This is a genomic window from Ligilactobacillus sp. JN-6 (Y).1 (assembly GCF_058111525.1).
Map to the genome: position 1 here is coordinate 52,790 of NZ_CM176599.1, position 20,893 is coordinate 73,682.

Sequence of the window (20,893 nt, forward strand, 5' to 3'; positions counted from 1 at the left end):
AATTTCCAGGATATCTATTTATCTTTGACTTGGCCATTTGGATCCATCGTGACTTTCATATTATGCACGCTATAGTAACCCAATTTAGAAACTAGACCCTTTTGAACATCTTTTGATAAAACATAATCGATCAACTTTTTAGCAGTCCCTTTTGCTTTACCTTTAGTATACATGTGTTCATATGACCAGATCTTCCATTTATTGGTAGAAACATTGCTGTAATTTGGTTTGACATTATCGATCGAAAGCTCTTGCAGATCTTTATTAACATACGAGAAGGCCAGATAACTCACCGCACCAGGGGTCTGTCCGACGATCTTTTGCACTGTGCCGTTAGAATCTTGTTCCTGTGCATTGACTGCTTTATCACCCTTTTGTAAAACTGCATTTTCAAATGTTGCACGCGTACCAGAACCCTTGGCCCGGTTGATGACGGAGATCTTTTGATCCTTGCCGCCAACCTGTTTCCAGTTCGTTATCTTTCCAGTAAAGATCTGACGTAACTGATCCATGGAAACATTTTTGACACCGGCATCTTTATTTACAACTGGCGCCATTCCAACAACAGCCACTTTATGATCAGTCAATTTGTCGGGATGGATCCCTTCTTGCTGTTCAGCAAAAATATCTGAATTACCTATCTGGACAGCACCTGATTGGACTTGACTCAAGCCTGTACCTGAGCCGCCGCCTTGAACAGTAACATTAGCTCCTGGAACGTTATTTTGGAATTGTGAGGAAGCTTTTTCTATCAAAGGTTGCAAAGCTGTTGATCCGACGACGGTGATTTTTTCTTTACTAGAAGATTGGTCTTTACTCCCAGAATCAGAAGAACTGCACCCGCCAAGTACGATACCCAATAAACTTAAAGTCATTACTGCCAGAGTCGCAAATTTTGTTTTTTTCATCGATAGCCCTTCTTTGCATTTATTATTTTTGACTATCTACAGCATAAACTCTTTCGGTAAAGCCTTAATGTCGTTCGTGTAAAGGATAGGTAAATTTACATTTGAAACATAAATTCGCGTTTAAATTAAAATAATTTTATGTAAAAAGATATTCTTTTGCAATATTTTATTATAAAAACGCTTTATAAATACAAAATCATTTCAAAATTGCGTAATTGTTGCAAATACTTCTATTTCCGTTTAAATCAAGGTTCTTTTCTGTTTTTATCCATTAAATGGTGTTATATTTAGATTATGATAAATATTGTTAAGAATGAGAAAGAGGGAGCAAAAATGGGATCGACGCGCTTCGGAAAACGAAGGCCACATTTGAATAGAGATTTTTTTGCAAAGCTGATCTGGCCAGGCAAACAAAAGAAGCAACCACGTGAAACTGCGGCCCACGTCTTTTCTGGTAACTGGAAGTTCATTGATGAAAATAACTCGCGTGTCCACCACTTACACATTAACCCAGACCTTTCAATTTCATTAGACGGGCGTTCACTTCCGGGTTCAGTCTTGAATTTGAGCGAAAATGAACTAGTTTTTTTAGATACTTATGGCTATCATTTACGAGTCGATGCTATCGACCAACACCCGATCAGCGTTTACGATGAAGCAGATGATCGTGTTTACCAGTTAACTCCTTGTGATTGCAATAACTCATAACTTAACAAATAATAAGTTAACGTTGAACCTTGCTGATATGCAAGGTATTTTTTTGCACAAATATAGTGGCGCAAAGTTTGGATGATCTTTCTCACTTACTTATTAGTCAACTATGTTTAAACTGGGCGTTTCTTTGCTAGATTTTGGTCCAGTGTAACTCCGACTGGACCCTTCTTCGTCAAACCTGAGGCCGGTCAGTCAGCGACCGGATATTTATCTGCCAAACTTTTGTCCGATCCAAACAACAAAAAAAGAGCTGCCACAAAACCAGCCCTTTCATAACAATGGCCTCTTGCACCAACTCAGTTAAATTTCTTATCCAATTATTTTGCAAAAAATTCCTGCACGGCAGTTTCACAGATCGCCTGATCTTCGCTAGTTGCACCACCGCTGACTCCGATCGCACCTTTGATCACTCCGTCGACTACTAAAGGGATCCCACCGGCAAATGAAACTAAACGTCCATCGAGCATCGTTTCCATTTGATACAAAGAAGCACCAGGTTGAATATCTTTACTGATATCTTTAGTTGGTTCCTTCATTGCGATCGCTGACCAAGCCTTTTTAGGAGCTAAAGTCGAGCTGACTAAATTAGCATTCGGCATATGATAGATCATCTGTGGTGTGTTAGTGATATCCATCAAGCAGATCGTTACACCTGTTCCAAGCTCACTGGCTTTTGCGACTGCTGCGTCAATTACTCGTTCCATTTTCTTGATTTCAAAAAGATTTTCATTCATGATAATTTTCCTCCATTGCTTTGTGATATTTTTCTACTACTTGATCCACTATTTTATTGATCCTATCTTCATAGTCCTCATCTCTGGCAACGATATAGAAGAAATCAGAAAGTCTGTTAACATACCGTTCGATTTCTGGCCTGACCTCATTTTCACCCATATAAGTGAGCAATAATCTTTCTGCGCGGCGACAAACTGTCCGACAAACGTGCAGTTGTGCTCCCGCAACACTAGCCCCAGGCAAAATAAAGGAGGTTACTTGTGGTAATTTTTCAGTGTATTTATCGATAACATTTTCCAAATATTTCACATCTTTGTCAGTAATAACTTGACTATGCTGGTAGTATTTTTCCGGTGTCCCCGAGGCCAGTTCACCTTGCAATAAAAACATTAAATGTTCAACACGCTGCAAATATTCAACATTTTGCTCAGAAACACAGAATTTATCTGCCAAACTAACATGCGAATTTAGTTCATCAAAAGTGCCATAGGTTTCAACTTGGACAGAATTTTTCGCAACACGTTGCCCGTCATAGAGGCTAGTCTGTCCTTTGTCTCCGCCTTTCGTGTAGATTTTCAACTTAGCTGCCTCCCATCACAGAACTTGCTTATTATCTTTAAACGGAACTCCTTTGACCAAACGAGCGGCATTATTACCCAGCCGTCGTAGAGCAGCCTGGCCATCTCTCCTATTTGTTATGAATAACGGTTGTTGCTCATCCAAATCCTTGTAATGGACAACCACTTTTTCCTGGTCAAATGCAAGACCTACACTCAAACGAGAAGATCCCGCTGCATCATATGCGCGTTGTATCGTATCATTTTCTGTGATCTCAATTGACTCGCAGGGGATCTGTTCTTCTTCTATCCCATATAAAACTTCTTGCAAATCAATAGGTATATCATCTTTTCTCGTTGTATCAACGCCATACAAGATTGCTGGCTTTTCTGAATCAACTTTCATCTTTTTGTACGCCTTCTTCTGCATGTCTCAAGATCAAGCCCGTCGCCACTGCATTTCTGGGTCCTTCAATTCCCCGGACATTTCCGCGTCCCGCCACGATATTATATTGAGACAAACTATCCGTGACTAGCTGCGGGATCTCAAAATCTAAAGCTGACCCGCCGACGATCACAACAAAAGGAATGTCTCGAATATTGCCGGTCGGGCTGACATAACGGAGCGCACGCAAGGCATTCGTTACAAACACCCTTTTTTTCGCGGATTGGCGAACAGCTTTGATCTTTTCGATATTTAACTTGCTTGGTAACGGTTCGTATCCCGTTGGTTTGATCACGACCACTTTAGCGAAAAGCTCAGATGAAACTGGCTTTTCAAAAAACTGGACTGAACCATCCTCATGTCTGAGCTGAAACAAATTTTCGACCTTAGCCAAAGGATACTTTTTGATATCTTCAGCCAAATACGAATCGTCCAAACCAAGCTCAGAATCAATGATCATAGTCACCATGTCGCCGGCTCCTGCCAGATGAATAGCGACTTCAGAGCCGTTTTGGTCAAGGATCGAAGCATCAGTCGAACCTGCACCCAAGTCTAACAATGCCAACGGCTTATCGCTTCCAGGAGTGGTCAAAGCTCCTCTGATCGCTGATTGAGCTTCCGCACCACCGATCGAAACTGGAACATTTACCTTATCTTGCAAGGACCTTGCGATCAGTTCCATTTGCAAATGGTCGGATTTGACCATCGAGGCGATCCCAACTGCTTCTTCCATTGAAAATTCATTGGCCATCCCGCCGCGGACCTTGATCGGGACGGACGTATCAACTGCCAACAGATCTTGGATATAGATCTCTTCGATCTTTCTGTCCGTCAACTTAGCCATCGTTTGCCGCACATTTTCTAACATGCCGCCCACATTTGTCCCAGACTCACCTTGAATATCCTGAACATCCTTGATCTGACTGACTTTTTTCATGATCGCATCCGCACCGCTACCAACATCGACCTGGACTTTTTGCCCATCGCCTTGGACGGTGATCGCTCCAGCTGGTATCGTTCTCGCCTTTACATCGCCAGTCGGTGTTTTAATGACTACGGCTGACCTGTTACCGATCAATGCACGTGCGATCGGCACAATATTCTTTGTTTGGTCAGCGGATAGTTCAAACAACGTAGCGATCCCATACGGATTCGACAGTTGTGTGACAACTCGTCCCTGTGCCGCCACTTCTACCGCTGCTTGCATGTGCAAAGGGACTTTGTTGATCAAAGCTACCTCATCAACGATTGGGATCTTCTTTTCCAAACGATTGTCCACTAAGACTGCATCATCATTTTGCAGGACAGCTGCCGAGATCTGCACCCCATTTTGACTAGCCTGGTTGAATTTCTTGGCTACATCCGCAAAGTCTGCCTCTTTGGGGACCAAAACAATATATTGTTTATCATGATCTTCTTGTGTTTCTAGCTCGTCTAAAGTGATCGTATAACCAGTTCCAGTCCCAACACCTCCAGGGGTTTCCGGATTATGGCCGATCATTGTTGATTCGGTGATCACCGTTTCCGTGATGGTTTCCATCGCAACGTCGCCAATCACAGGGGTGGCTTCATTGATAGTGATCAAATCGACATCATTCAAACTTGAATCCGTTTTTTCAAGTACATCGGTGATCGATTTTTGGATCCCGCGCAAATTCTGCTTGGTCCCCTTGATCCCCGTCGTTTCTGAGATCCCAGAACCGACAAATGATACTTGATCTTGGTCACCCACATCTGCCAACGCTACTTCTGTCGATGAATTACCAATATCGACACCTAATATTCGTTTCATCAAAAATCATCCCTTATTTTCTTACACCTAATTTTGCCGTGTCTGTTAAATCTTAATTATCGCCCTTGAGCTTCTTGGCTTGTTCGTAGTTTTCCGCCGCTTCTTTGAACCAATTTGCACAGATCGGTGCCTCATATTTATTTTGTAATTCGGCCGCGATGTCAAGCAACTCTTGCTTGGTTGACCGATAAGGACGCAAAGCGTTATACATTTCCAACAATCGATCATCTGGAACAGTTGTCAACTCAGCGGCACGTTGCAGATTATTTTGAATCGCCGGACGCCCAGCATTTTTTGCGATTTCGCCTTGCATCTCAAGAGTTTTTGGCGTGATCCGAAAATCCTGCGGTGTCACTTTGCGGTCCAAAACATTTTTTAGATTGATATCGGCTAACGTTTTGCCAGTCGGCGAGCTAACTTTTTCCGGGTGCTTTTTATACAAAGGATAATCTGTCGCGTCCAGCTCTGTCTTCTTCTCTTCCGGCTCGCTTTGACCTTCTTGAGCTTTTAGCGCCTTAATGACCCGGGCCGTTATTTCTTGAACTTCTTCGTCTGTGATACTCATTTCTTCCACTCCTAAACCGTGAACTTTATCAAATTACGTCTGAACTTTAGTCTAGCTTTAACGAGATCTCTTCAGCTTCTTTGCCAGGTTGCACCCTGCGTGTTTCTTGAATATGCATTAATCCCGACAAAGGTTGATATTGCACCCGAGCCATCATGTCATTCACTGTTGGCACAGGGTCAGGCGACATTTCCTTAGCGTAGCGGGCTGCGTTTCGTCCGATCGCACGGTAGGTCTCTAATGTCAGTACAGGAGCCTGCGGGAATAATTCCAGATTATCCAAAGGTTCCTGGTCTTTTTGATGGATGATCGTCGTCCCCTTAGACTGAATGGCAATGCTGATCCCTGAACCAGAGATCTTATCGGCTTCAGCGGCGCAAAATGAAACATCTGAAGTTCGGTAGATCTTCACCACTCGATACTTCAACCCTTCTTCTTCGATGCCCGCCGTCAATTGCCGTAAAACATCCCAGTGCGATAAGCCTGTCAAAGTTTTCCTAAAAACTTCGGCAAAAGCCGGTGAGACGGCAATAACTACTTCTTTTCTGTCATGTCCTGGTTTGACAGTGCCAACATGTTGGAACCAGTCAAGTTGTTTAAAATTTGGATCGTTTTCTGGCGTGAAAGTTTTCACTTGTGGCGCACTATTAGTCGCTTGCTTTTTATCAGACTCTGACGTTGGCTTCTTTTCAAATAAAATCTCCTGGTCAGTTTCGCTGGTGTTTTTCACCACGCTTTTTACTATCCGATCGACCAAGGACATATCAATTTTTTGACTCATCTTAATGTCCACCCCTGTTTTAATTCATATAGTCTTTCATATTTTGCGGATCGACCGCCCATGAAATATCTTTGATCTTGTCCCACTTTTCTGTGTCTTGCCACAAACGATAACCAGTTCCTGGCCCTTCATAGTCATTGTTATCATTAATAGCGGAAATACAATTCCAATCTTGTCCAAAGATAGCAGAAGTTTGCAAGTAGTCGCCAGTCACTTTCTGTTCGGCTAAATGTAAAACAGAATCGGCAACATCCGACATACCGTCGTTATTCAGAGCTTCGATAATATCGACGACTGTCGTTCCGCGGTCAAGCATATCTTGTGCACCCTTCATGTCTTGGACCATGTCTCGTTTAGGCAGATCATCTGAAGAGCTGGCATAAGTGGCGGCTTCGACCTCTTCATCGGTGATCTCTGGCAAACCTAACCCCTTAAAAACAGCTTGGATCGCACGGGCACCTTTATTACGCGCCTTGATAGCTTTTTCCTCGCTTAGCGGCATGATCCCGCCATTAACTGCCAAGTCACGTTCCATAGCCAAGTAGTCATCGTAATCCAGAGCGTCCATGTTGGAACCTGCAAAGGTATTGTCCTTGTTTTCCTCAGCAGCATAGCCGGAAGAAATGTAATCTGTCCCAGCAATAAACTGTCCTAACATTCTTTCGGTCCGCCGAATATCGGAATGGGAAAATGCTTGATCATTTCCGGATGCACATTCTAGGTCGAGCATCATGCACAACAAGTTTTCACCCATGACTTCTCTGATCCCACCTGGTACAGACCCCGGGATCCCAATGCATGCAACACCACCGTTTTGCAAGCCCTGGACACCGGTAGCCTTGGTCAAAAAGATACATCTTGCTTCAAGATACAGCATCGATTTACCTTCGGTGTTACCCATCAAAGCTTCTGAACCTGCGCCAGATGTAAAACGCATCTTGGCACCCCGTGACGCATAACATGAGGCTAAAAATCCCTTGGACCATGGTGTATCATCGCCGTCGGTAAAGACTTGGTCTGTACCGTAAACGGAGATGGTTTCAGCGTAAGACGTAAAGCCTTTCATCGACAAACTTAATTCTTCAGCCTCTTCAACTGAACACTGTGTCAAAACTCCTGGACGTGCGGTTTGCGAGCCGACCAAGATCGAGATCGCATTTAGCGGCGCATAACGTGCGATCGCCGGCGTTGTTTCTTGTTCCGCGAAACCTCTGGCAGCTGCTTCAGCTGCATCGGCCGCTAATTCGACCGGGTTATCTAAAGTATTAGTGATGTGGCATTGATTCATGGGTGTTCTTCTAGGACGCATTTTTTGAGTAGCCATGATCATCTCGGCAAAATTCATCTCGCTGATCACCGCTTCAGCCTTAGCAGGGGTCAGACCATTAGCGACCTGCACCAATTGTTTGCGCGGAACATTAGGATCACACAACATATTGGCAATTTTGACCGCACTCATTGCCATCGTCTTAGGGGCTTGCTTAGCATCGATCCCATATTCCACGATGTATTTGTCAATCAAATCAAAATCTGCTTCCTGTTTGCCATCTAATTCAGTGATCTTACCATTTTCAACTTTAATACTTGGAGCCGGATCGTTTTTACTATTCATTGCAACGAAGCCTTCATCATCCCATTCTTGAACTAAGCCGTCTAAATGAACGGGCCGTTGCTCCAACTTTTCAAATCTGTTTTGTCTTTTCATCTTCTAGATCCTCTTTTATTACATTTATGTCTATAAGTTGTACGCTAACTATCATCAGAAAAAACAAGAGGACTAAAAACTAAAACAAATCAGTTTTCAGTCCTCTTTGAGTTTAATAGCTAAAATGAGAAGTCCAAATTACCATCATAGGCAGCTTGGAAGATCTTCACGATATCTTCTTTTGTCCCAACACGTGGGTTAGAAGCTGCATTCCCATCTTTCAAAGCATTTTCAGCCATCAACTCGAAGTCCTTCGGGTCAGCACCAATGTCTTTGATCGTTTCTGGGATACCAACATCGTCAGACATCTGCTTCATACCTTTAATTGACAATTCAGCAGCATCACGAGTCGATAAACCACTAGTATTTTCGCCCATGAACTCAGCTAACTCTGCAAACCTTTGTGGGTCAGCGATCAAGTTGTATTTTTCAACGTATGGCAACAACAAGGCACAGCAAACACCATGCGGTGCGTCATACTGACCACCCAATTGATGAGCCATCGCATGCACATAACCTAGATTAGCGTTATTGAAAGCCATACCGGCTAACATCTCAGCTTCTACCATCTTTGTTCTAGCATCCAAGTTGTGACCGTTAGCTACCGCCTCACGCAAAGAAGTTTCGATGAGCTTGATGGCTTCGATACACTGAGAATCAGTGATCGGATTATGGTCGACTGAAACATAAGGTTCGATCGATTGTACGAATGCATCCATCCCCGTAGCAGCTGTTAAACCCTTTGGAACGTCCAACATCAAACTTGGGTCGTTGAATGAAACCAATGGGATGTTACGCCATGAAACGACAACGAACTTCAAGTGCGTTTCTTCGTTGGTGATCACAGCGTGCCGCGTCAATTCAGAACCAGTACCGGCTGTAGTATTAACAGCGATCAATGGCGGTAAGGCATTATCCAAAGTCTCGATCCCAGCTAACTCAGTAATGTCATCACCATTAGTCAAAATGATCCCGGCACCCTTACCTGTATCATGGGCAGAACCACCACCAACTGTAATGATGGAATCAGCATTTTCTTTCTCAAATAAAGCTTTAACTTCTTTAATGTTACGGATCTTCGGATTAGGTTCAACGCCGTTGTAAATTACGTAATCAACACCAGCTTCATCTAAGGAAGCAAGTGTCTGCTTCACGGCACCGCCCTCCAAGTTTTCCAGGAACCTATCAGTGATGATGACTGGTTTTTTCATTCCCAGCATTTTTGCTCTTTCACCGATCTTTGAAATTACACCCGAGCCAAAAAAGTTAACGCTCGGCATTAAGAAATCATAACTACGTTCTGCCATAAATAAAAACCTCCTGTTTATATTTGATTGAGAACTACTGCACAGCGCTTGGTGGTAAACGGAAATGATGAAACATCCTTGACAAAAAAGTGTCCTTTTTATCAAATATTTGTAAATATTTTCACTTTGATTTTAAAAAGAACACCTTAATACTACAGCGCATTTAGTTTTCAAATATGATTCACCGCTATTTTAACGCGAGTTTTTTCACATGTAAAGATTTAGGCTTATCGGTCTATATTTAAATGAGATTTACTTCACATAAATTTGACAAATGAAAATTAAATGGTAATCTAAATAGCGTAATTTTTAAATATGTTAGAGAAAATGAAGGAGAGACTTTGCATGACTTTTAAAAGAAGACATTTTTTAATTTTGATAGTTTTGGTAGCTATTACATTGGTAGCGGGTTGTTCTCAAGCCACTAAAAAGCCCGCACCTACTGATCAGATCCAGGTCACTTATCAATTACAAAATGACGGCGATCAAATCGCTAAAAAGAATGTTCATGTAAAGAAAAACGCCACGGTCTTAACAGGCCTGAAGAAAGCTTGGTCAGTAAAACTTCAAAAAGGAATGGTCACGCAGATCGGTAAGCACAAACAAGACGCTAACAAAGATATCTATTGGACGTATAAGATCAACGGTAAAACTGCCAAAAAAGGTGTCCAGCAGCAAAAAGTCAAAAATAAGGACAAAGTCACATTTAATTTAAGTCAATATAAGGAAGAATAACGATGGGACAAGCGCACGATTCCATTCGGAAAATAACGATGATAGGTCTGTTAGCGGCCATTTGCACCGTTTTGCGGATCGTTAAGGTCCCGATCCCAAATGTCCAACCGGTGACAGATATAATTATGATCGTTACCTTGGTCAATGGTGGTAGCAATGGTTTGGTCTTGGCGACCTTGACCATGTTGGTCTCCAACTTGTATTTAGGTTTTGGTATTTGGACCATTCCGCAAATAGTTGCATACATTGTTTGTGTGCTGACAGTCTTGCTTTTCAAAAAACTTTTCTTTTTACACAGGTTCTGGTGGCTGCAGTTAGCAGTTGCGACTTTTCTAGGTTTGGAATATGGCCTAGTAGTTAGCTTATGTATGGTCGTAGTCGGTCAAGCACCGGCTTTTATCGCATATTACACCAGCGGCTTTTTATTTGACATCTATCATGCAGCCGGGAACTTAATCTTTTATCCTTTGATTTACTGGCCGTTAAAGAAAGTCTTAGAAAATTATGCGAAGGACTGAATTATTGTCCGACATCGATATTCCAAGTTCAAACAGCTGAAATCTATGCAAGTAAGCGGTATACTGAGTGCAAGTAGATATCTCTAATATCTGCATAATTTTCAAGGAGGCTGATATCATGACTGAAGAAATGGATCCACATACAGCACAACGACTTGGAATTCCAAAACCAACGACTATCAAGTTGATCAACGGTGAGATCATCAAGGGTACATTGAAGATGGTCAAGCCAAAACGGATCGTTGTTGATTGCGACGATGGACGCACATTAAAGATTTTCAAGCATTCTATTTTGTACTATGAAGACTAAATATTAACATAATAAATAGCACAAGGAGTGGCGACATTATCCGTGTGCTATTTTTATGCATTACATTTTCAACTTTGGATTCAATCTACTGTTCAATGCTGTTCATGGCCTCGTTCAGCGGCTCTGAATCCGTTTTTGAGCCGTTAATTAACCTGAGTTGTGGCTCACTTTGCTATTTTGAGCCACTCATCACCCTGTTCAACGGCTCTAATACTGCTTTTGAGCCATTACCTGCCTCGAATTGTGGCTCACTTTACAATTTTGAGCCACTCATCATCTTGATCAATGGCTCTAATTTGAACTTCATATATTCTACATAATACAAAAGCTCAATATTACCACCCTTCCTTCCACCTCAAAAAAAGACCCTATCCTTTTATTCAGATAGGATTTAATTCACTCACTAACATCATTTTACAAGCTTATTTCTTTATATAAGCCTCTTTCCAGTCAAATTGCTGTCCAGCTGAATTAACTACAACGTTCTTGACATTTGGTCGGGTTAAAGTAGCCTGATTAGGTTGATACAAAATTGCTAGACCAACATCTTTATTCATGACATCGGCAGCTTGAACCATGTCTTGCCAGCGTTTGGCGGGGTCATTAGAATCCTTGGTTTTGGCCTGTTTAACCAAGTCATCATATTTTTTGTTATTCCACTTGCCAAAGTTATACGGCGAAGATGAAACAAAAGTATCCAACATACTGATCGGATCCGTAAAATCTGCACCCCATGTTCCGATCGCCATATCAAAATCTCCTGAAGCAGAACGCGACAATCTTGTTTTAAACGGAACACTATCAATTTTGACAGAAATGCCTAAATTATCTTCCAGTTGACTTTGGATAAACTCTGCATTCTTTTTAGACTGATCGGTGTCATCACTCAGTAATTGAAGGGACAATTTCTTTTCACCAAGTTCTGCCACCCCTTCTTTTAAGAGCTTTCTGGCATTAGCTTTATCAAATTGGCCAACATGTTTTTTGTCGACGTACTTGGTAAAATCTTTGTTTTTATAAGAAGCTAGGTCCTTAGGAACGATACTATTAGACACTATACTTCCATCGACGATCACCTTTTTGACCAATTTCTCTCGGTCAATACCTTCAGAAATTGCTTGGCGGATCTTCAAATTTTTCAAAGCTTTTTTCTTTTGGTTAAATTCTAAGTATCGCGTGTTGGAACCCGGAAGTACTTTGTAACCAGAGTTATTCTTTAAATTTTTAGCCTGTTCACTATCCAGGGTCAACATATCGAGTTTCTTTGTTTGGTAAAGATTATAGGCTGTTGTATTGGTCTTGTTGATCTTGAAATTTATCTGGCTTAGTTTGACTGCATCTTTATCCCAATAACGCGAATTTTTCTTTAAATTCCAACTTAAGTTAGACCCAGTCCACTTCTTCATCTCAAATGGCCCACTGTAAACCATGTATTTCGACTTAGTACCATATTTTGAACCATACTTTTCAACTGCTTGTTGGTTTTGTGGGAAGAAGATCGGGAAGCTCAATAATAGTTTGAAATATGGGATCTTTTTGTCCAAAGTGATAGTCAGCTGATGGTTACCAGTTGCCTTTATGCCCAAAGTTTTCTTGTCCTTTTTACCTGCGATGATGTCATTTGCATTATGCACACCATCAAATAAGTAAGAATACTGTGCCCCTGTCTTCGGATCGACTGTCCTTCTCCAAGAATAAACGAAGTCTTTCGCTGTGAGTGGTTTGTTATTAGACCACTTCGCGTTCTTCCTCAAAGAAACTACGTATTTTTGCCCACCATCTTCAACTTTCATTGACTTAGCTAAACCCCGCTGCGGCTTAGAATCTTTCCCCAGTCGATAAAGCCCCTCCTGCGAATTACCGATCATGTCAAAACTTACTGAGTCACTGGCTTTAGATGGGTCGATTGTCGCCAGTTCAGCAGTTTCATTCCAATTCAAGACCTGCTTAGCGGCTAAATTATCCTTACCAGCTGCGGCGTCCTTTTTCTGGCAGCCAGCCAAGACAACTACCCCGCATAACAAAGTTAAACCTGATTTGATCACTGTTGTACCTTTCATCATAAACACCCCTTGTTTTAAAATAAGTGTGCTACTTTACCTGCCAACGGTAACCTTCGATCTTTTCACCGTCTTCATTAGTAGTTGTGTATTTGACAGCTTGAAAATTTTTACCAAAAATATCCTGTTTAGGAATGACCGTCTTACCAGTCATCATATCTTGAAATTTCTCTTCTCCATTTTTGCCTAGTCGTTCTCGAATAAATGCCACCCAATCTTCAACTTTAGGGTCAGGGCGTTTAACAAATTTCAAAACGAAATCGTCCAAACTTCCTTGTCCGGCCGATCTAAGTTCTTGGTCCACATTTCCAAGATAAACCATCCCTCTCCCATAAGGTACAGGTTGTGCGCGCCGGTCTTGCCATTGGATCTGCGGGATCTCATCGGCAGGCATATTCCGATAAACATTTTTATAATAGCGTTCTTGCGTCGTTTCGTTGATCTGTTCTACCGTAAACTCCGGCGAAACCAGACCTCCTCTAGCAGGGAGAACTGTGCAATAATATTCCGTACATCCTTCTTCAAACCACGTCCCAGATCCAACTTGAGTGTCATCCATCGCCGGCCACGTGTGCGTTATTTCGTGGATCAAGACTTTGATCCACTCATTTAATTCGATCGGTTTTTGTGTACTATAACCGGAGATAAAGGCATACTTGCAAGCAGAGCCACCTCCGCTGTGTTCAAAAGGATCTCGTCGTAAAAAGACCCGAAAAACACTGTCGTTATCATCAAAGTAACGTTTCATGTAGTCGAAAACTTGGCTTAACTTATTAAAAGCGTAATCAACGTCTGTTTCCAACTCCCCAAACCAATATATCCCGAAAGAATCATTCTCTCGACTATTCATCACGCCGACATTGAAAAGTGAAAAAGCTACTTCATAGGGTGTCAATGTTTTTGTAACGTTCCCCTCACCATATGACCATAAGGCGCGAGCGTTTGCCGGCATTTCAGACATTTGCCACCGCAGATCGACCTCAAATTTTTCTTCGGTGTTGGGCATAATAAAAGCGAAGAGTCCACAGCCGTTCAGTCCAAAAGGTTCATTTCTGAAATCATAGTAAGGACTGCTACGATAACCTGCTGGTAAAATACGTGGGGTCAAGTAATATGACCACTTCAAACTGCCTTGTATCTCTCTATCCAAATAGATCCCCTGGTAGATCATATCAGTACTGCGTGAATCGGCTTGCCTGACTTTAAAAGAAATTTCTCCCAAGTCATCAAAGAGCTGCAAATCATGATAGTCTGCAAATGGTACCGCTCCACCATATGCTTGATCCGGATAATGCAAGGCAGGTTGATCTTTTTTTACAGCTAAGGCCGAGACTTCGATCATTATTGAAAGGCGATCAATTGTATCTTCAGACCAATGTGGTTTCAAGTGAATTTTCATTTCATCCAAATTATCTCTCCTCATCACTACTTCGGTTCGTTTATGCCATCAAATTATAATGTTCTGAACATACCAATTAGTACTTTTAATTTGTCTTTAATAGTATTGCCATATCAACTTTTTGTCAATAAGATTATTGCTGTTTTTGCCCATTATTTGTTTGTAATTGACATTACTCTCATCAAAGCCTAATATTTAGGAGAAGGCAACTGTCTAATTATAGATAGAGGAGTATAGAAATGACAACAGCCGAAAAAATATATCGCTCACTTAAGAAAAACATCATTCAAGGAGAAATCTCTCCGACAACGATCATTACTGAACGAGAACTTGCCAATTTTTTTCAGGTCAGCAAATCACCAGTGAGAGAGGCCCTGCGTCGCTTAGTTGCTGAGAGTTTTTTGGTATCCTATCCCCGCAAAGGCTACGTACAAAATATCCTGACCGAAAAAGACTACCGCCAAATCCAAGAAGTCCGCTTACCTTTGGAAGAATTAGTGATCAAATTAGTAGCGGCTAAGGCAAAGAAAAAAGAGCTCACCAAGCTCCTTCAAAAAAGTACAACAAATGAACAGGATCCATATAAGTCTGCAAATACTAAATTTCACCTTCAGTTAGCTAAACTCAGCGGCAATAAGTATTTGTATGGGAGCTTAGAAAATCTGTTAGCATCAGCCTCAAGAGCTTTTATTTTAAAGGCCAACAAAAGTGACTTGACCGGAACAGGTCAACACAAAGAGATCATTGAACAACTACTTAAAGGTGACCTAAAACAAGCACTAGTAGCGCTCAGAAAAGACATCTTACAAGATCTGTATTAAAGAATATGAGTTCAGGAGGTACTTTATGACTAATTATTTTGACCAGGTTGTTGACCGCACAGGCATTGGTAATATGAAACAAGCAATGACATCGCGGTTATATAACCTCAGCGGTACCGAATTTGACTTTCCGACAGCGCCCATCATTAGCGAAGCAATTACTGAGCTTGCGCAAAATGGACTTTTTGGTTACACGATTCGTGATCAGCAATATGAGCAAACCGTCATAAACTGGTACAAAGAACAGCACGACTTAAAAATCCCAAAGGAATGGTTAGTTGTCACTGCAGGCACGATCCATTCGCTAGCGAGTTGTATTGAACTTTTTGTTCGGCCAAACGAACGCATCATTACTCTAACTCCCGGCTATAACCGTTACAATCAAGCAGCTAGTAGATTGTGTCGCGACGTAGTTTCTGTCCCACTACACGAGGACCCACAAACACGATCATATTCTATCGACCAGGACAAACTAACCCAAGCTTTTAAGTCCCCAGCAAACAAGTTATTTGTCTTGTGTAACCCACATAGCCCGACCGGTCAAGTTTGGACGACATCTGAACTTAAAAAAATTGCTGAACTTTCACGTAAATACGGTGTCTACGTTTTTAGTGATGAAATATATTCTGAAAATATCTATGGGAATACGCAATTTGAAAGCTACCTCAAGGCTGGCCCCGCGCCGGAATATACAATCGTTGCAAACTCGCTGGGAAAATGCTTCAGTTTGACAGGCTTAAATCACGCTAATGTCCTTATCCCGAGTGAAAAATTACGCGAACAATTTATCTCGAGAAGAGACGCCAAACATTTTGGCAGCATCGAACCTTTAGCCTATGCGGCAGTCACTCACGGTTACAGTGCTGCGGGGGCACGGTGGATACATGAAATGAATACTTATGTTGCAAAGAGTATGGAAGCCACATGTTGCCAACTTGAACAAATTTCACCCGACATTATCATTTATGGCGGTCAAGGCGGCTTTTATCTCTGGGTAGATTGGACTCAAGCACTCCCACCGGAAATGACGATTGATCAGGTCTTGGCTCAAGCATCGGTTGCACTAGATCTTGGCGATGAATATGGTGATAGCTATTCTAATTACACCCGGATCAATCTCGCAACACCTCATAGCTATTTGTTAGCTGCTCTCGAAGCTATTCAAAAAGCATTTGCTAAACTCTCGTGAAAGCACATCAATATATAAAAACCGCAACAAACTGTTTTCTGCAAAACATCTTTGTTACGGTTTTTATTTGGACTCGGTTCTGTTTTGAGCCATTACATGTCTCTAGTTGCGGCTCACTTTGCTATTTTGAGCCACTCATCGCCCTGACTAACGGCTCTAATGCACCTTTTGCGCCATTACTTGCCCTAAGTTATGGCTCGCTTTGCAGTTTTGCGCCATTACTTGCCTCGAATTGTGGCTCACTTTACAATTTTGAGCCACTCGTCGACTTGTTTAACGGCTCTGAATACGTCTTTGAGCCGTTACTTCGCTCCGAATCATGGCTCTCACCAAATTCAGCGAACTACATACCACCACAAAAAATGCCAGTCCCCAGCCTGAAATACTCACAGTCTGAAAACTGGTATTTTTTCTTATTTTAACAAAGGAACCACTGACCCGATCAAATTTGCATCATTATAAAAACTTGCAGCAACTAATTCAGGAAGTTTGATCGTCTTTTGCGTTAACGGCACGGCTTGTTGATAAACCAACAACTCTTCGGAAAGCTTGGTGATAAGTAAAGGCTGCTGACTGATACCACCGCCGATCACGATCCGCTCCAGATCAAGCAAGGTTTGCATATTGAAAATGATCGTTGCGACCGCATGGCAAAATGAAGTAAATTCACGTTTGGCAAAAGGCTCTTCTTGAATAATTTGTTGGAAGACAGCTTCGCCATCGCTCTGGTCATCCATTCCAAGATGACGCGCTATTTTATTCAACATCGTTGGCACTGACAAGTAGGCAGCAGTTTGCCGGTCATCATCTTGACTTTCATTCAATACCATAAAACTCGGTTCAGCCGCCACAAAATGTGTGCCTTGAAGCAAGTTTTTTTCTAAGAAAAGCGCCCCACCAACTCCAGTTCCCAAAACAAGCAGTGCTCCGTTAGCGATTCCCTTGAGATTGCCAAATTTTTGCTCAGCTAATGCCGCACAGTTCCCATCGTTTTCAATGACCACAGGCAGCTGATACTGCTGACTCAAAACTGCAACAAAATTGCTTCCTTCAATAAATGGGAAAGTTGCTGACGAAACAACAACTTGCCGGTCGACATCGATCACCCCAGGAAAACTGATCCCAACACCAACGATCTGATGACGCTTCTTTGCAATAACTTTGTTCAAAAATCGCAAGAAACTTGATTCATCAGTTAGTTCATTAGGTTCTTTCCACTTTTCAAGCACTACTCCCTGCTCGTCAATAAGACCATATTTTAAAAAGGTCCCTCCAAAGTCAAGTGCTAGCAAATTCATTTTCTCTTCTCACCTCAGTGCTTATTTTGAGACCGAAACACCTTTGTAATTATGAGCAGGTCCAGCAGAGTTTTCGATCAAACCGTGAATATCCTGGTTGCGCAAGTAGGAGTATGCCTTTTGGAAAAGCGGGATCGTTGCTTGATCATCCATCAGCATTTTTTCTGCTTTGACCATGTTGTCCCAGCGAGTTTGCTGATCGTTACCAGGGTTACTATTGATTTGGTCGATCAACTTATTGTATTGCTTATTATCATAGTCACCGGCGTCTCCTGAATTCCCCATTTGGTAAAGGTTCAAGAAAGTAATTGGGTCAGAGAAGTCAGCGCCCCAGCCTGAGATCGTCACGTCAAAATCACGATTCTCTGAACGGGTGATCCGAATGTTTTTCGGAACGTTATTGACCGAAACTTTCAAACCTGGAAGGTTGTTTTCCCAGGAACTTTGGACAAATTCAGCGGTCTGTTTGTTAGTATCATCATCGTCATTCAATAACTTCAACGATAAACTCTTCTCGCCGATTTCTTTCAAGCCTTTCTTCCAGTAACTTTGGGCTAATTTCTTATCATACGCAACGCCTTCTTTGACATAAGCTTCTTTAGCAAAATCCTCACTTGTTTGAGGATTTTTAGCCAAAGATGTTGTGACAAACCCTTGTGCTGGATCTGAACCGTCAGTCAAAACCTTATCTGTCAAGGACTTACGATTCAAAGAAAGCGACAAGGCCTTACGAATATTACGGTTAGCAAACGCCTTCTTCAAAGTAGCCGACGATGGTGAACTACGGTTAAATTGCAGGTAGATCGACGTGGCCGTTTTAACTTTAACGTAATCTTTGGAACTCTTTTTATTCGCAACTTGGTTACCGATCAACATCGTTTGGTCCAGCTTATTCGTTTGATATAAGTTCAAACCTGTGGACGGTGATTTCACAACTTGAAATTTGATCGAATCCAAATGAACATTCTTCTTGTCCCAGTAGTGCGGGTTCTTAACTAATCTCCAGGTCGAGTTAGTTCCCTTCCAACCACTGATCTTAAATGGTCCATTAACGACCGTGCGTGCTGCGTTAGTCCCGTATTCCTTGCCATATTTTTCGACCACTTTTTGGTTTTGCGGGTAAAAAACAGGCATGGCTAGCAGTAATTTAAAATAGGCGATCGGGTTATCAAGTTTCACTTGGACTTTATATTTACCCAAAGCCTTGATCCCCAAACTTTCTGGTGCTTTTTTCTTATTCATGATGTCATCGGCATTCACGATCCCCGAATAAAGATAGGCATACGTCGAAGCCGTTTTAGGATCAACAGTCCGCCGCCAGCCGTAAACGAAATCTTTAGCGGTCACGGGCGTGCCATTACTCCATTTGCCGTCTTTCCTAAGGGTAAACGTGTATGTTTTACCGTCTTTAGAAACATCGATCTTTTGTGCTAGTTCTTTTTCGATCTTATTATTCTTGCCGATCTGTAAGAATCCCTCACCGGTATTTTCCAGCATCTGCATACTTGTCGTATCTGACGCTAATGACTGGTCCATTGAGGCAATATCACTATTGACAGAAAAGTTAAGTGTTTGTTTATTACTTGTTTTATCAGCTGACTTACTACACGCAGTCAAACTAAGAAACGTACAAACGGTTACTACAGATAACGCCCAAAGCTTCATTTTTTTCATTTTCATCCACCCCGTGGTTTTAACTTATGCGACTACAACAAAATCTGTATCAAATAAAAATTAAGTACTATATTTCCTGGGCTAATCGCTGCATAGTCCAGTAATCAATGTTGATCATTTTTTGCCAGTCAGACACTTTCAACCACTCATTTTCTTTATGAGCGATGCCGCGCTGACCGGGAAACGACGGCCCAAAAGCGACGATATTCGGTAACGACCGTGCATATGTGACACCTGTCGTTGTGACAGGTGTTCCGTCTGTACCAGTTACTTGCTCATAAACTTCTTGCATGACCTTGATCATGGGCAAATTTGTGTCGACCACCAACGGTTCGATCTCATTCAAGACTTCTAATTGAGCCTGCTCTGGTACGTTATTAGCTAGCTTTTTTAATAATTGCTCTCTTGTCAAAGTTATCGGATAACGGATAGTAAATTGAACCAATATGGCTGTGTCCGTCAATTCCAATCCCCACAAACTGAACTGGAGGTCACCAGACTCATCATGATAAGCAACACCAAAATTTTTACCAGTTGTGTCCTCCGAAACATGACTCAACCATTGAAAATATTGGCCTAAAAGACCAGGGTACAGCCTTCCATCCAGCGCGATTTGCCGGATCACGTTCGTACCTAACTCGGGGGCATTACTAGGCGCCTTCTTGCCGTGATATTTTTTTACAGTGCCATCTTGCAAATAAACAGTTGCTTCATCCGGGATATAACTGGAATTAAAATCGCCGGTGATCTTTTGTAAAAACTGACCGCTTTTATCTAATGGCAATTCGATTTGACAACGCATCAGGCCTCGTTCCGCGTAGACAACTGGATATTTGCCATCCGGAGTGAAGCCGGCTAACGGTGCCTTTTCGTGCTCCAAATAAGCCGGAATGTCGTGGCTGCCAGACTCTTCATCGGTGCCAAAAATAACTCGGATACTTCTTTTTAAAGCAATTCCTTGTTCTTTTAACAAGGCTAAAGCAAACAACGCACCCATGATCGGTCCCTTATTATCCAACACACCGCGCCCATACATCAGGTCACTTTGTACCACCAATTGGTATGGTGGAGTTTTCCATTTGTCACCGGCATCCACTACATCCAAATGCCCCAACACTGCGATATGATCGTCTGTTTCACCACTTAATTGTGCCCAGCCGACTTGGTTATCGACTTTGCCTGTTTCCAAACCTAAATCAGCCGCGATCTTTAAAGCTTGATCCAACACGGCTTTTGGTTCCTTGCCAAACGGTGCTTCTGTGGTTGCCACTCCCTTAACACTAGGGACCGCAATAACCTGGCCCAATAACTGTTGATACTGAGGAATATTTTGTGCTATTAATTCCGCGATTGGATCCATTAGTTCACTTCCTACACCAC

General features: G+C 42.1%; 20 protein-coding genes. 6 read left to right on the forward strand and 14 right to left on the reverse strand.

The window, feature by feature from the left end; all coding sequences use genetic code 11:
• Nucleotides 1-14 precede the first annotated feature (14 nt).
• A complete protein-coding gene (locus AC3XNE_RS00270) occupies nucleotides 15-908 on the reverse strand; it encodes a phosphate ABC transporter substrate-binding protein PstS family protein (protein WP_489832253.1) in 894 nt (297 codons plus the stop codon).
• 333 nt (nucleotides 909-1,241) lie between these two features.
• Here AC3XNE_RS00270 and AC3XNE_RS00275 point away from each other — a divergent pair, with 333 nt between their 5' ends.
• On the forward strand, nucleotides 1,242-1,616 hold the full coding sequence (locus AC3XNE_RS00275; protein ID WP_489832254.1) for a DUF4828 domain-containing protein: 375 nt from the start codon (nucleotides 1,242-1,244) through the stop codon (nucleotides 1,614-1,616).
• Nucleotides 1,617-1,939: 323 nt separating this feature from the next.
• Here AC3XNE_RS00275 and AC3XNE_RS00280 read toward each other — a convergent pair whose 3' ends face one another.
• The 8 genes from AC3XNE_RS00280 to AC3XNE_RS00315 form a co-directional block, all read right to left on the reverse strand.
• Nucleotides 1,940-2,356 carry a GlcG/HbpS family heme-binding protein gene (locus AC3XNE_RS00280; RefSeq protein WP_489832255.1) on the reverse strand — a complete coding sequence of 139 codons (417 nt, stop codon included), beginning with the start codon at nucleotides 2,354-2,356 and terminating at the stop codon, nucleotides 1,940-1,942.
• The gene (locus AC3XNE_RS00285) at nucleotides 2,349-2,936 is read right to left on the reverse strand and encodes a cob(I)yrinic acid a,c-diamide adenosyltransferase (RefSeq protein WP_489832256.1); all 588 of its coding nucleotides are present in this window, start codon (nucleotides 2,934-2,936) and stop codon (nucleotides 2,349-2,351) included. Before AC3XNE_RS00285 ends, AC3XNE_RS00280 begins: the two co-directional genes overlap by 8 nt.
• Nucleotides 2,937-2,951: 15 nt before the next feature.
• Nucleotides 2,952-3,320, reverse strand: coding sequence for a glycerol dehydratase reactivase beta/small subunit family protein (locus AC3XNE_RS00290; protein WP_489832257.1), 369 nt, complete (start codon nucleotides 3,318-3,320; stop codon nucleotides 2,952-2,954).
• Nucleotides 3,310-5,151 (reverse strand): diol dehydratase reactivase subunit alpha, encoded by a 1,842-nt coding sequence (locus AC3XNE_RS00295; protein ID WP_489832258.1) that lies wholly within the window; start codon nucleotides 5,149-5,151, stop codon nucleotides 3,310-3,312. Before AC3XNE_RS00295 ends, AC3XNE_RS00290 begins: the two co-directional genes overlap by 11 nt.
• Before the next feature lie 52 nt (nucleotides 5,152-5,203).
• On the reverse strand, nucleotides 5,204-5,716 hold the full coding sequence (locus tag AC3XNE_RS00300; protein WP_489832259.1) for a diol dehydratase small subunit: 513 nt from the start codon (nucleotides 5,714-5,716) through the stop codon (nucleotides 5,204-5,206).
• A 46-nt stretch (nucleotides 5,717-5,762) separates the two neighbouring features.
• The gene (locus AC3XNE_RS00305) at nucleotides 5,763-6,497 is read right to left on the reverse strand and encodes a propanediol/glycerol family dehydratase medium subunit (protein WP_489832260.1); all 735 of its coding nucleotides are present in this window, start codon (nucleotides 6,495-6,497) and stop codon (nucleotides 5,763-5,765) included.
• A 19-nt stretch (nucleotides 6,498-6,516) separates the two neighbouring features.
• A complete protein-coding gene (locus AC3XNE_RS00310) occupies nucleotides 6,517-8,202 on the reverse strand; it encodes a propanediol/glycerol family dehydratase large subunit (protein ID WP_489832261.1) in 1,686 nt (561 codons plus the stop codon).
• A gap of 119 nt (nucleotides 8,203-8,321) precedes the next feature.
• Nucleotides 8,322-9,509: an iron-containing alcohol dehydrogenase gene (locus AC3XNE_RS00315; RefSeq protein ID WP_489832262.1), complete on the reverse strand. Its 1,188-nt coding sequence runs from the start codon at nucleotides 9,507-9,509 to the stop codon at nucleotides 8,322-8,324.
• 345 nt (nucleotides 9,510-9,854) lie between these two features.
• On the opposite strand from AC3XNE_RS00315, the gene AC3XNE_RS00320 reads away from it, so the two are divergent.
• From AC3XNE_RS00320 to AC3XNE_RS00330, 3 genes are all read left to right on the forward strand, one after another.
• Entirely contained in the window at nucleotides 9,855-10,244 is a 390-nt protein-coding gene (locus AC3XNE_RS00320; protein WP_489832263.1) for a DUF4430 domain-containing protein, read from the forward strand.
• 2 nt (nucleotides 10,245-10,246) lie between these two features.
• A complete protein-coding gene (locus AC3XNE_RS00325; RefSeq protein WP_489832264.1) occupies nucleotides 10,247-10,762 on the forward strand; it encodes an ECF transporter S component in 516 nt (171 codons plus the stop codon).
• A gap of 118 nt (nucleotides 10,763-10,880) precedes the next feature.
• Nucleotides 10,881-11,072, forward strand: coding sequence for an LSm family protein (locus tag AC3XNE_RS00330; RefSeq protein ID WP_489832265.1), 192 nt, complete (start codon nucleotides 10,881-10,883; stop codon nucleotides 11,070-11,072).
• 422 nt (nucleotides 11,073-11,494) lie between these two features.
• Here AC3XNE_RS00330 and AC3XNE_RS00335 read toward each other — a convergent pair whose 3' ends face one another.
• Both AC3XNE_RS00335 and AC3XNE_RS00340 read right to left on the reverse strand, forming a co-directional pair.
• Nucleotides 11,495-13,132, reverse strand: a complete 1,638-nt coding sequence (locus tag AC3XNE_RS00335; RefSeq protein WP_489833349.1) for a peptide ABC transporter substrate-binding protein — start codon at nucleotides 13,130-13,132, stop codon at nucleotides 11,495-11,497.
• A 31-nt stretch (nucleotides 13,133-13,163) separates the two neighbouring features.
• Nucleotides 13,164-14,531, reverse strand: coding sequence for a M61 family metallopeptidase (locus AC3XNE_RS00340; protein WP_489833351.1), 1,368 nt, complete (start codon nucleotides 14,529-14,531; stop codon nucleotides 13,164-13,166).
• A 239-nt stretch (nucleotides 14,532-14,770) separates the two neighbouring features.
• Between AC3XNE_RS00340 and AC3XNE_RS00345 the strand changes: the two genes are divergently transcribed.
• Entirely contained in the window at nucleotides 14,771-15,352 is a 582-nt protein-coding gene (locus AC3XNE_RS00345) for a GntR family transcriptional regulator (protein WP_489832266.1), read from the forward strand.
• Between the two features lie 25 nt (nucleotides 15,353-15,377).
• Entirely contained in the window at nucleotides 15,378-16,541 is a 1,164-nt protein-coding gene (locus AC3XNE_RS00350) for an aminotransferase class I/II-fold pyridoxal phosphate-dependent enzyme (protein WP_489832267.1), read from the forward strand.
• Between the two features lie 413 nt (nucleotides 16,542-16,954).
• Here AC3XNE_RS00350 and AC3XNE_RS00355 read toward each other — a convergent pair whose 3' ends face one another.
• The 3 genes from AC3XNE_RS00355 to AC3XNE_RS00365 all read right to left on the reverse strand — a co-directional run bounded on the left by AC3XNE_RS00355 (nucleotide 16,955) and on the right by AC3XNE_RS00365 (nucleotide 20,873).
• Entirely contained in the window at nucleotides 16,955-17,839 is an 885-nt protein-coding gene (locus AC3XNE_RS00355) for an ROK family protein (RefSeq protein WP_489832268.1), read from the reverse strand.
• A 21-nt stretch (nucleotides 17,840-17,860) separates the two neighbouring features.
• Entirely contained in the window at nucleotides 17,861-19,513 is a 1,653-nt protein-coding gene (locus tag AC3XNE_RS00360; protein ID WP_489832269.1) for a peptide ABC transporter substrate-binding protein, read from the reverse strand.
• Nucleotides 19,514-19,580: 67 nt separating this feature from the next.
• Nucleotides 19,581-20,873: a Sapep family Mn(2+)-dependent dipeptidase gene (locus AC3XNE_RS00365; protein WP_489832270.1), complete on the reverse strand. Its 1,293-nt coding sequence runs from the start codon at nucleotides 20,871-20,873 to the stop codon at nucleotides 19,581-19,583.
• Nucleotides 20,874-20,893 lie beyond the last annotated feature (20 nt).

Excerpts from the sequence above, each read along its gene's own strand:
- AC3XNE_RS00270 (WP_489832253.1), bottom strand. The coding sequence starts at position 908 with ATGAAAAAAACAAAATTTGCGACTCTGGCAGTAATGACTTTAAGTTTA.
- AC3XNE_RS00275 (WP_489832254.1), top strand. The coding sequence starts at position 1,242 with ATGGGATCGACGCGCTTCGGAAAACGAAGGCCACATTTGAATAGAGAT.
- AC3XNE_RS00280 (WP_489832255.1), bottom strand. The coding sequence starts at position 2,356 with ATGAATGAAAATCTTTTTGAAATCAAGAAAATGGAACGAGTAATTGAC.
- AC3XNE_RS00290 (WP_489832257.1), bottom strand. The coding sequence starts at position 3,320 with ATGAAAGTTGATTCAGAAAAGCCAGCAATCTTGTATGGCGTTGATACA.
- AC3XNE_RS00295 (WP_489832258.1), bottom strand. The coding sequence starts at position 5,151 with ATGAAACGAATATTAGGTGTCGATATTGGTAATTCATCGACAGAAGTA.
- AC3XNE_RS00300 (WP_489832259.1), bottom strand. The coding sequence starts at position 5,716 with ATGAGTATCACAGACGAAGAAGTTCAAGAAATAACGGCCCGGGTCATT.
- AC3XNE_RS00305 (WP_489832260.1), bottom strand. The coding sequence starts at position 6,497 with ATGAGTCAAAAAATTGATATGTCCTTGGTCGATCGGATAGTAAAAAGC.
- AC3XNE_RS00310 (WP_489832261.1), bottom strand. The coding sequence starts at position 8,202 with ATGAAAAGACAAAACAGATTTGAAAAGTTGGAGCAACGGCCCGTTCAT.
- AC3XNE_RS00315 (WP_489832262.1), bottom strand. The coding sequence starts at position 9,509 with ATGGCAGAACGTAGTTATGATTTCTTAATGCCGAGCGTTAACTTTTTT.
- AC3XNE_RS00320 (WP_489832263.1), top strand. The coding sequence starts at position 9,855 with ATGACTTTTAAAAGAAGACATTTTTTAATTTTGATAGTTTTGGTAGCT.
- AC3XNE_RS00325 (WP_489832264.1), top strand. The coding sequence starts at position 10,247 with ATGGGACAAGCGCACGATTCCATTCGGAAAATAACGATGATAGGTCTG.
- AC3XNE_RS00330 (WP_489832265.1), top strand. The coding sequence starts at position 10,881 with ATGACTGAAGAAATGGATCCACATACAGCACAACGACTTGGAATTCCA.
- AC3XNE_RS00335 (WP_489833349.1), bottom strand. The coding sequence starts at position 13,132 with ATGAAAGGTACAACAGTGATCAAATCAGGTTTAACTTTGTTATGCGGG.
- AC3XNE_RS00340 (WP_489833351.1), bottom strand. The coding sequence starts at position 14,531 with ATGAAAATTCACTTGAAACCACATTGGTCTGAAGATACAATTGATCGC.
- AC3XNE_RS00345 (WP_489832266.1), top strand. The coding sequence starts at position 14,771 with ATGACAACAGCCGAAAAAATATATCGCTCACTTAAGAAAAACATCATT.
- AC3XNE_RS00350 (WP_489832267.1), top strand. The coding sequence starts at position 15,378 with ATGACTAATTATTTTGACCAGGTTGTTGACCGCACAGGCATTGGTAAT.
- AC3XNE_RS00355 (WP_489832268.1), bottom strand. The coding sequence starts at position 17,839 with ATGAATTTGCTAGCACTTGACTTTGGAGGGACCTTTTTAAAATATGGT.
- AC3XNE_RS00360 (WP_489832269.1), bottom strand. The coding sequence starts at position 19,513 with ATGAAAAAAATGAAGCTTTGGGCGTTATCTGTAGTAACCGTTTGTACG.
- AC3XNE_RS00365 (WP_489832270.1), bottom strand. The coding sequence starts at position 20,873 with ATGGATCCAATCGCGGAATTAATAGCACAAAATATTCCTCAGTATCAA.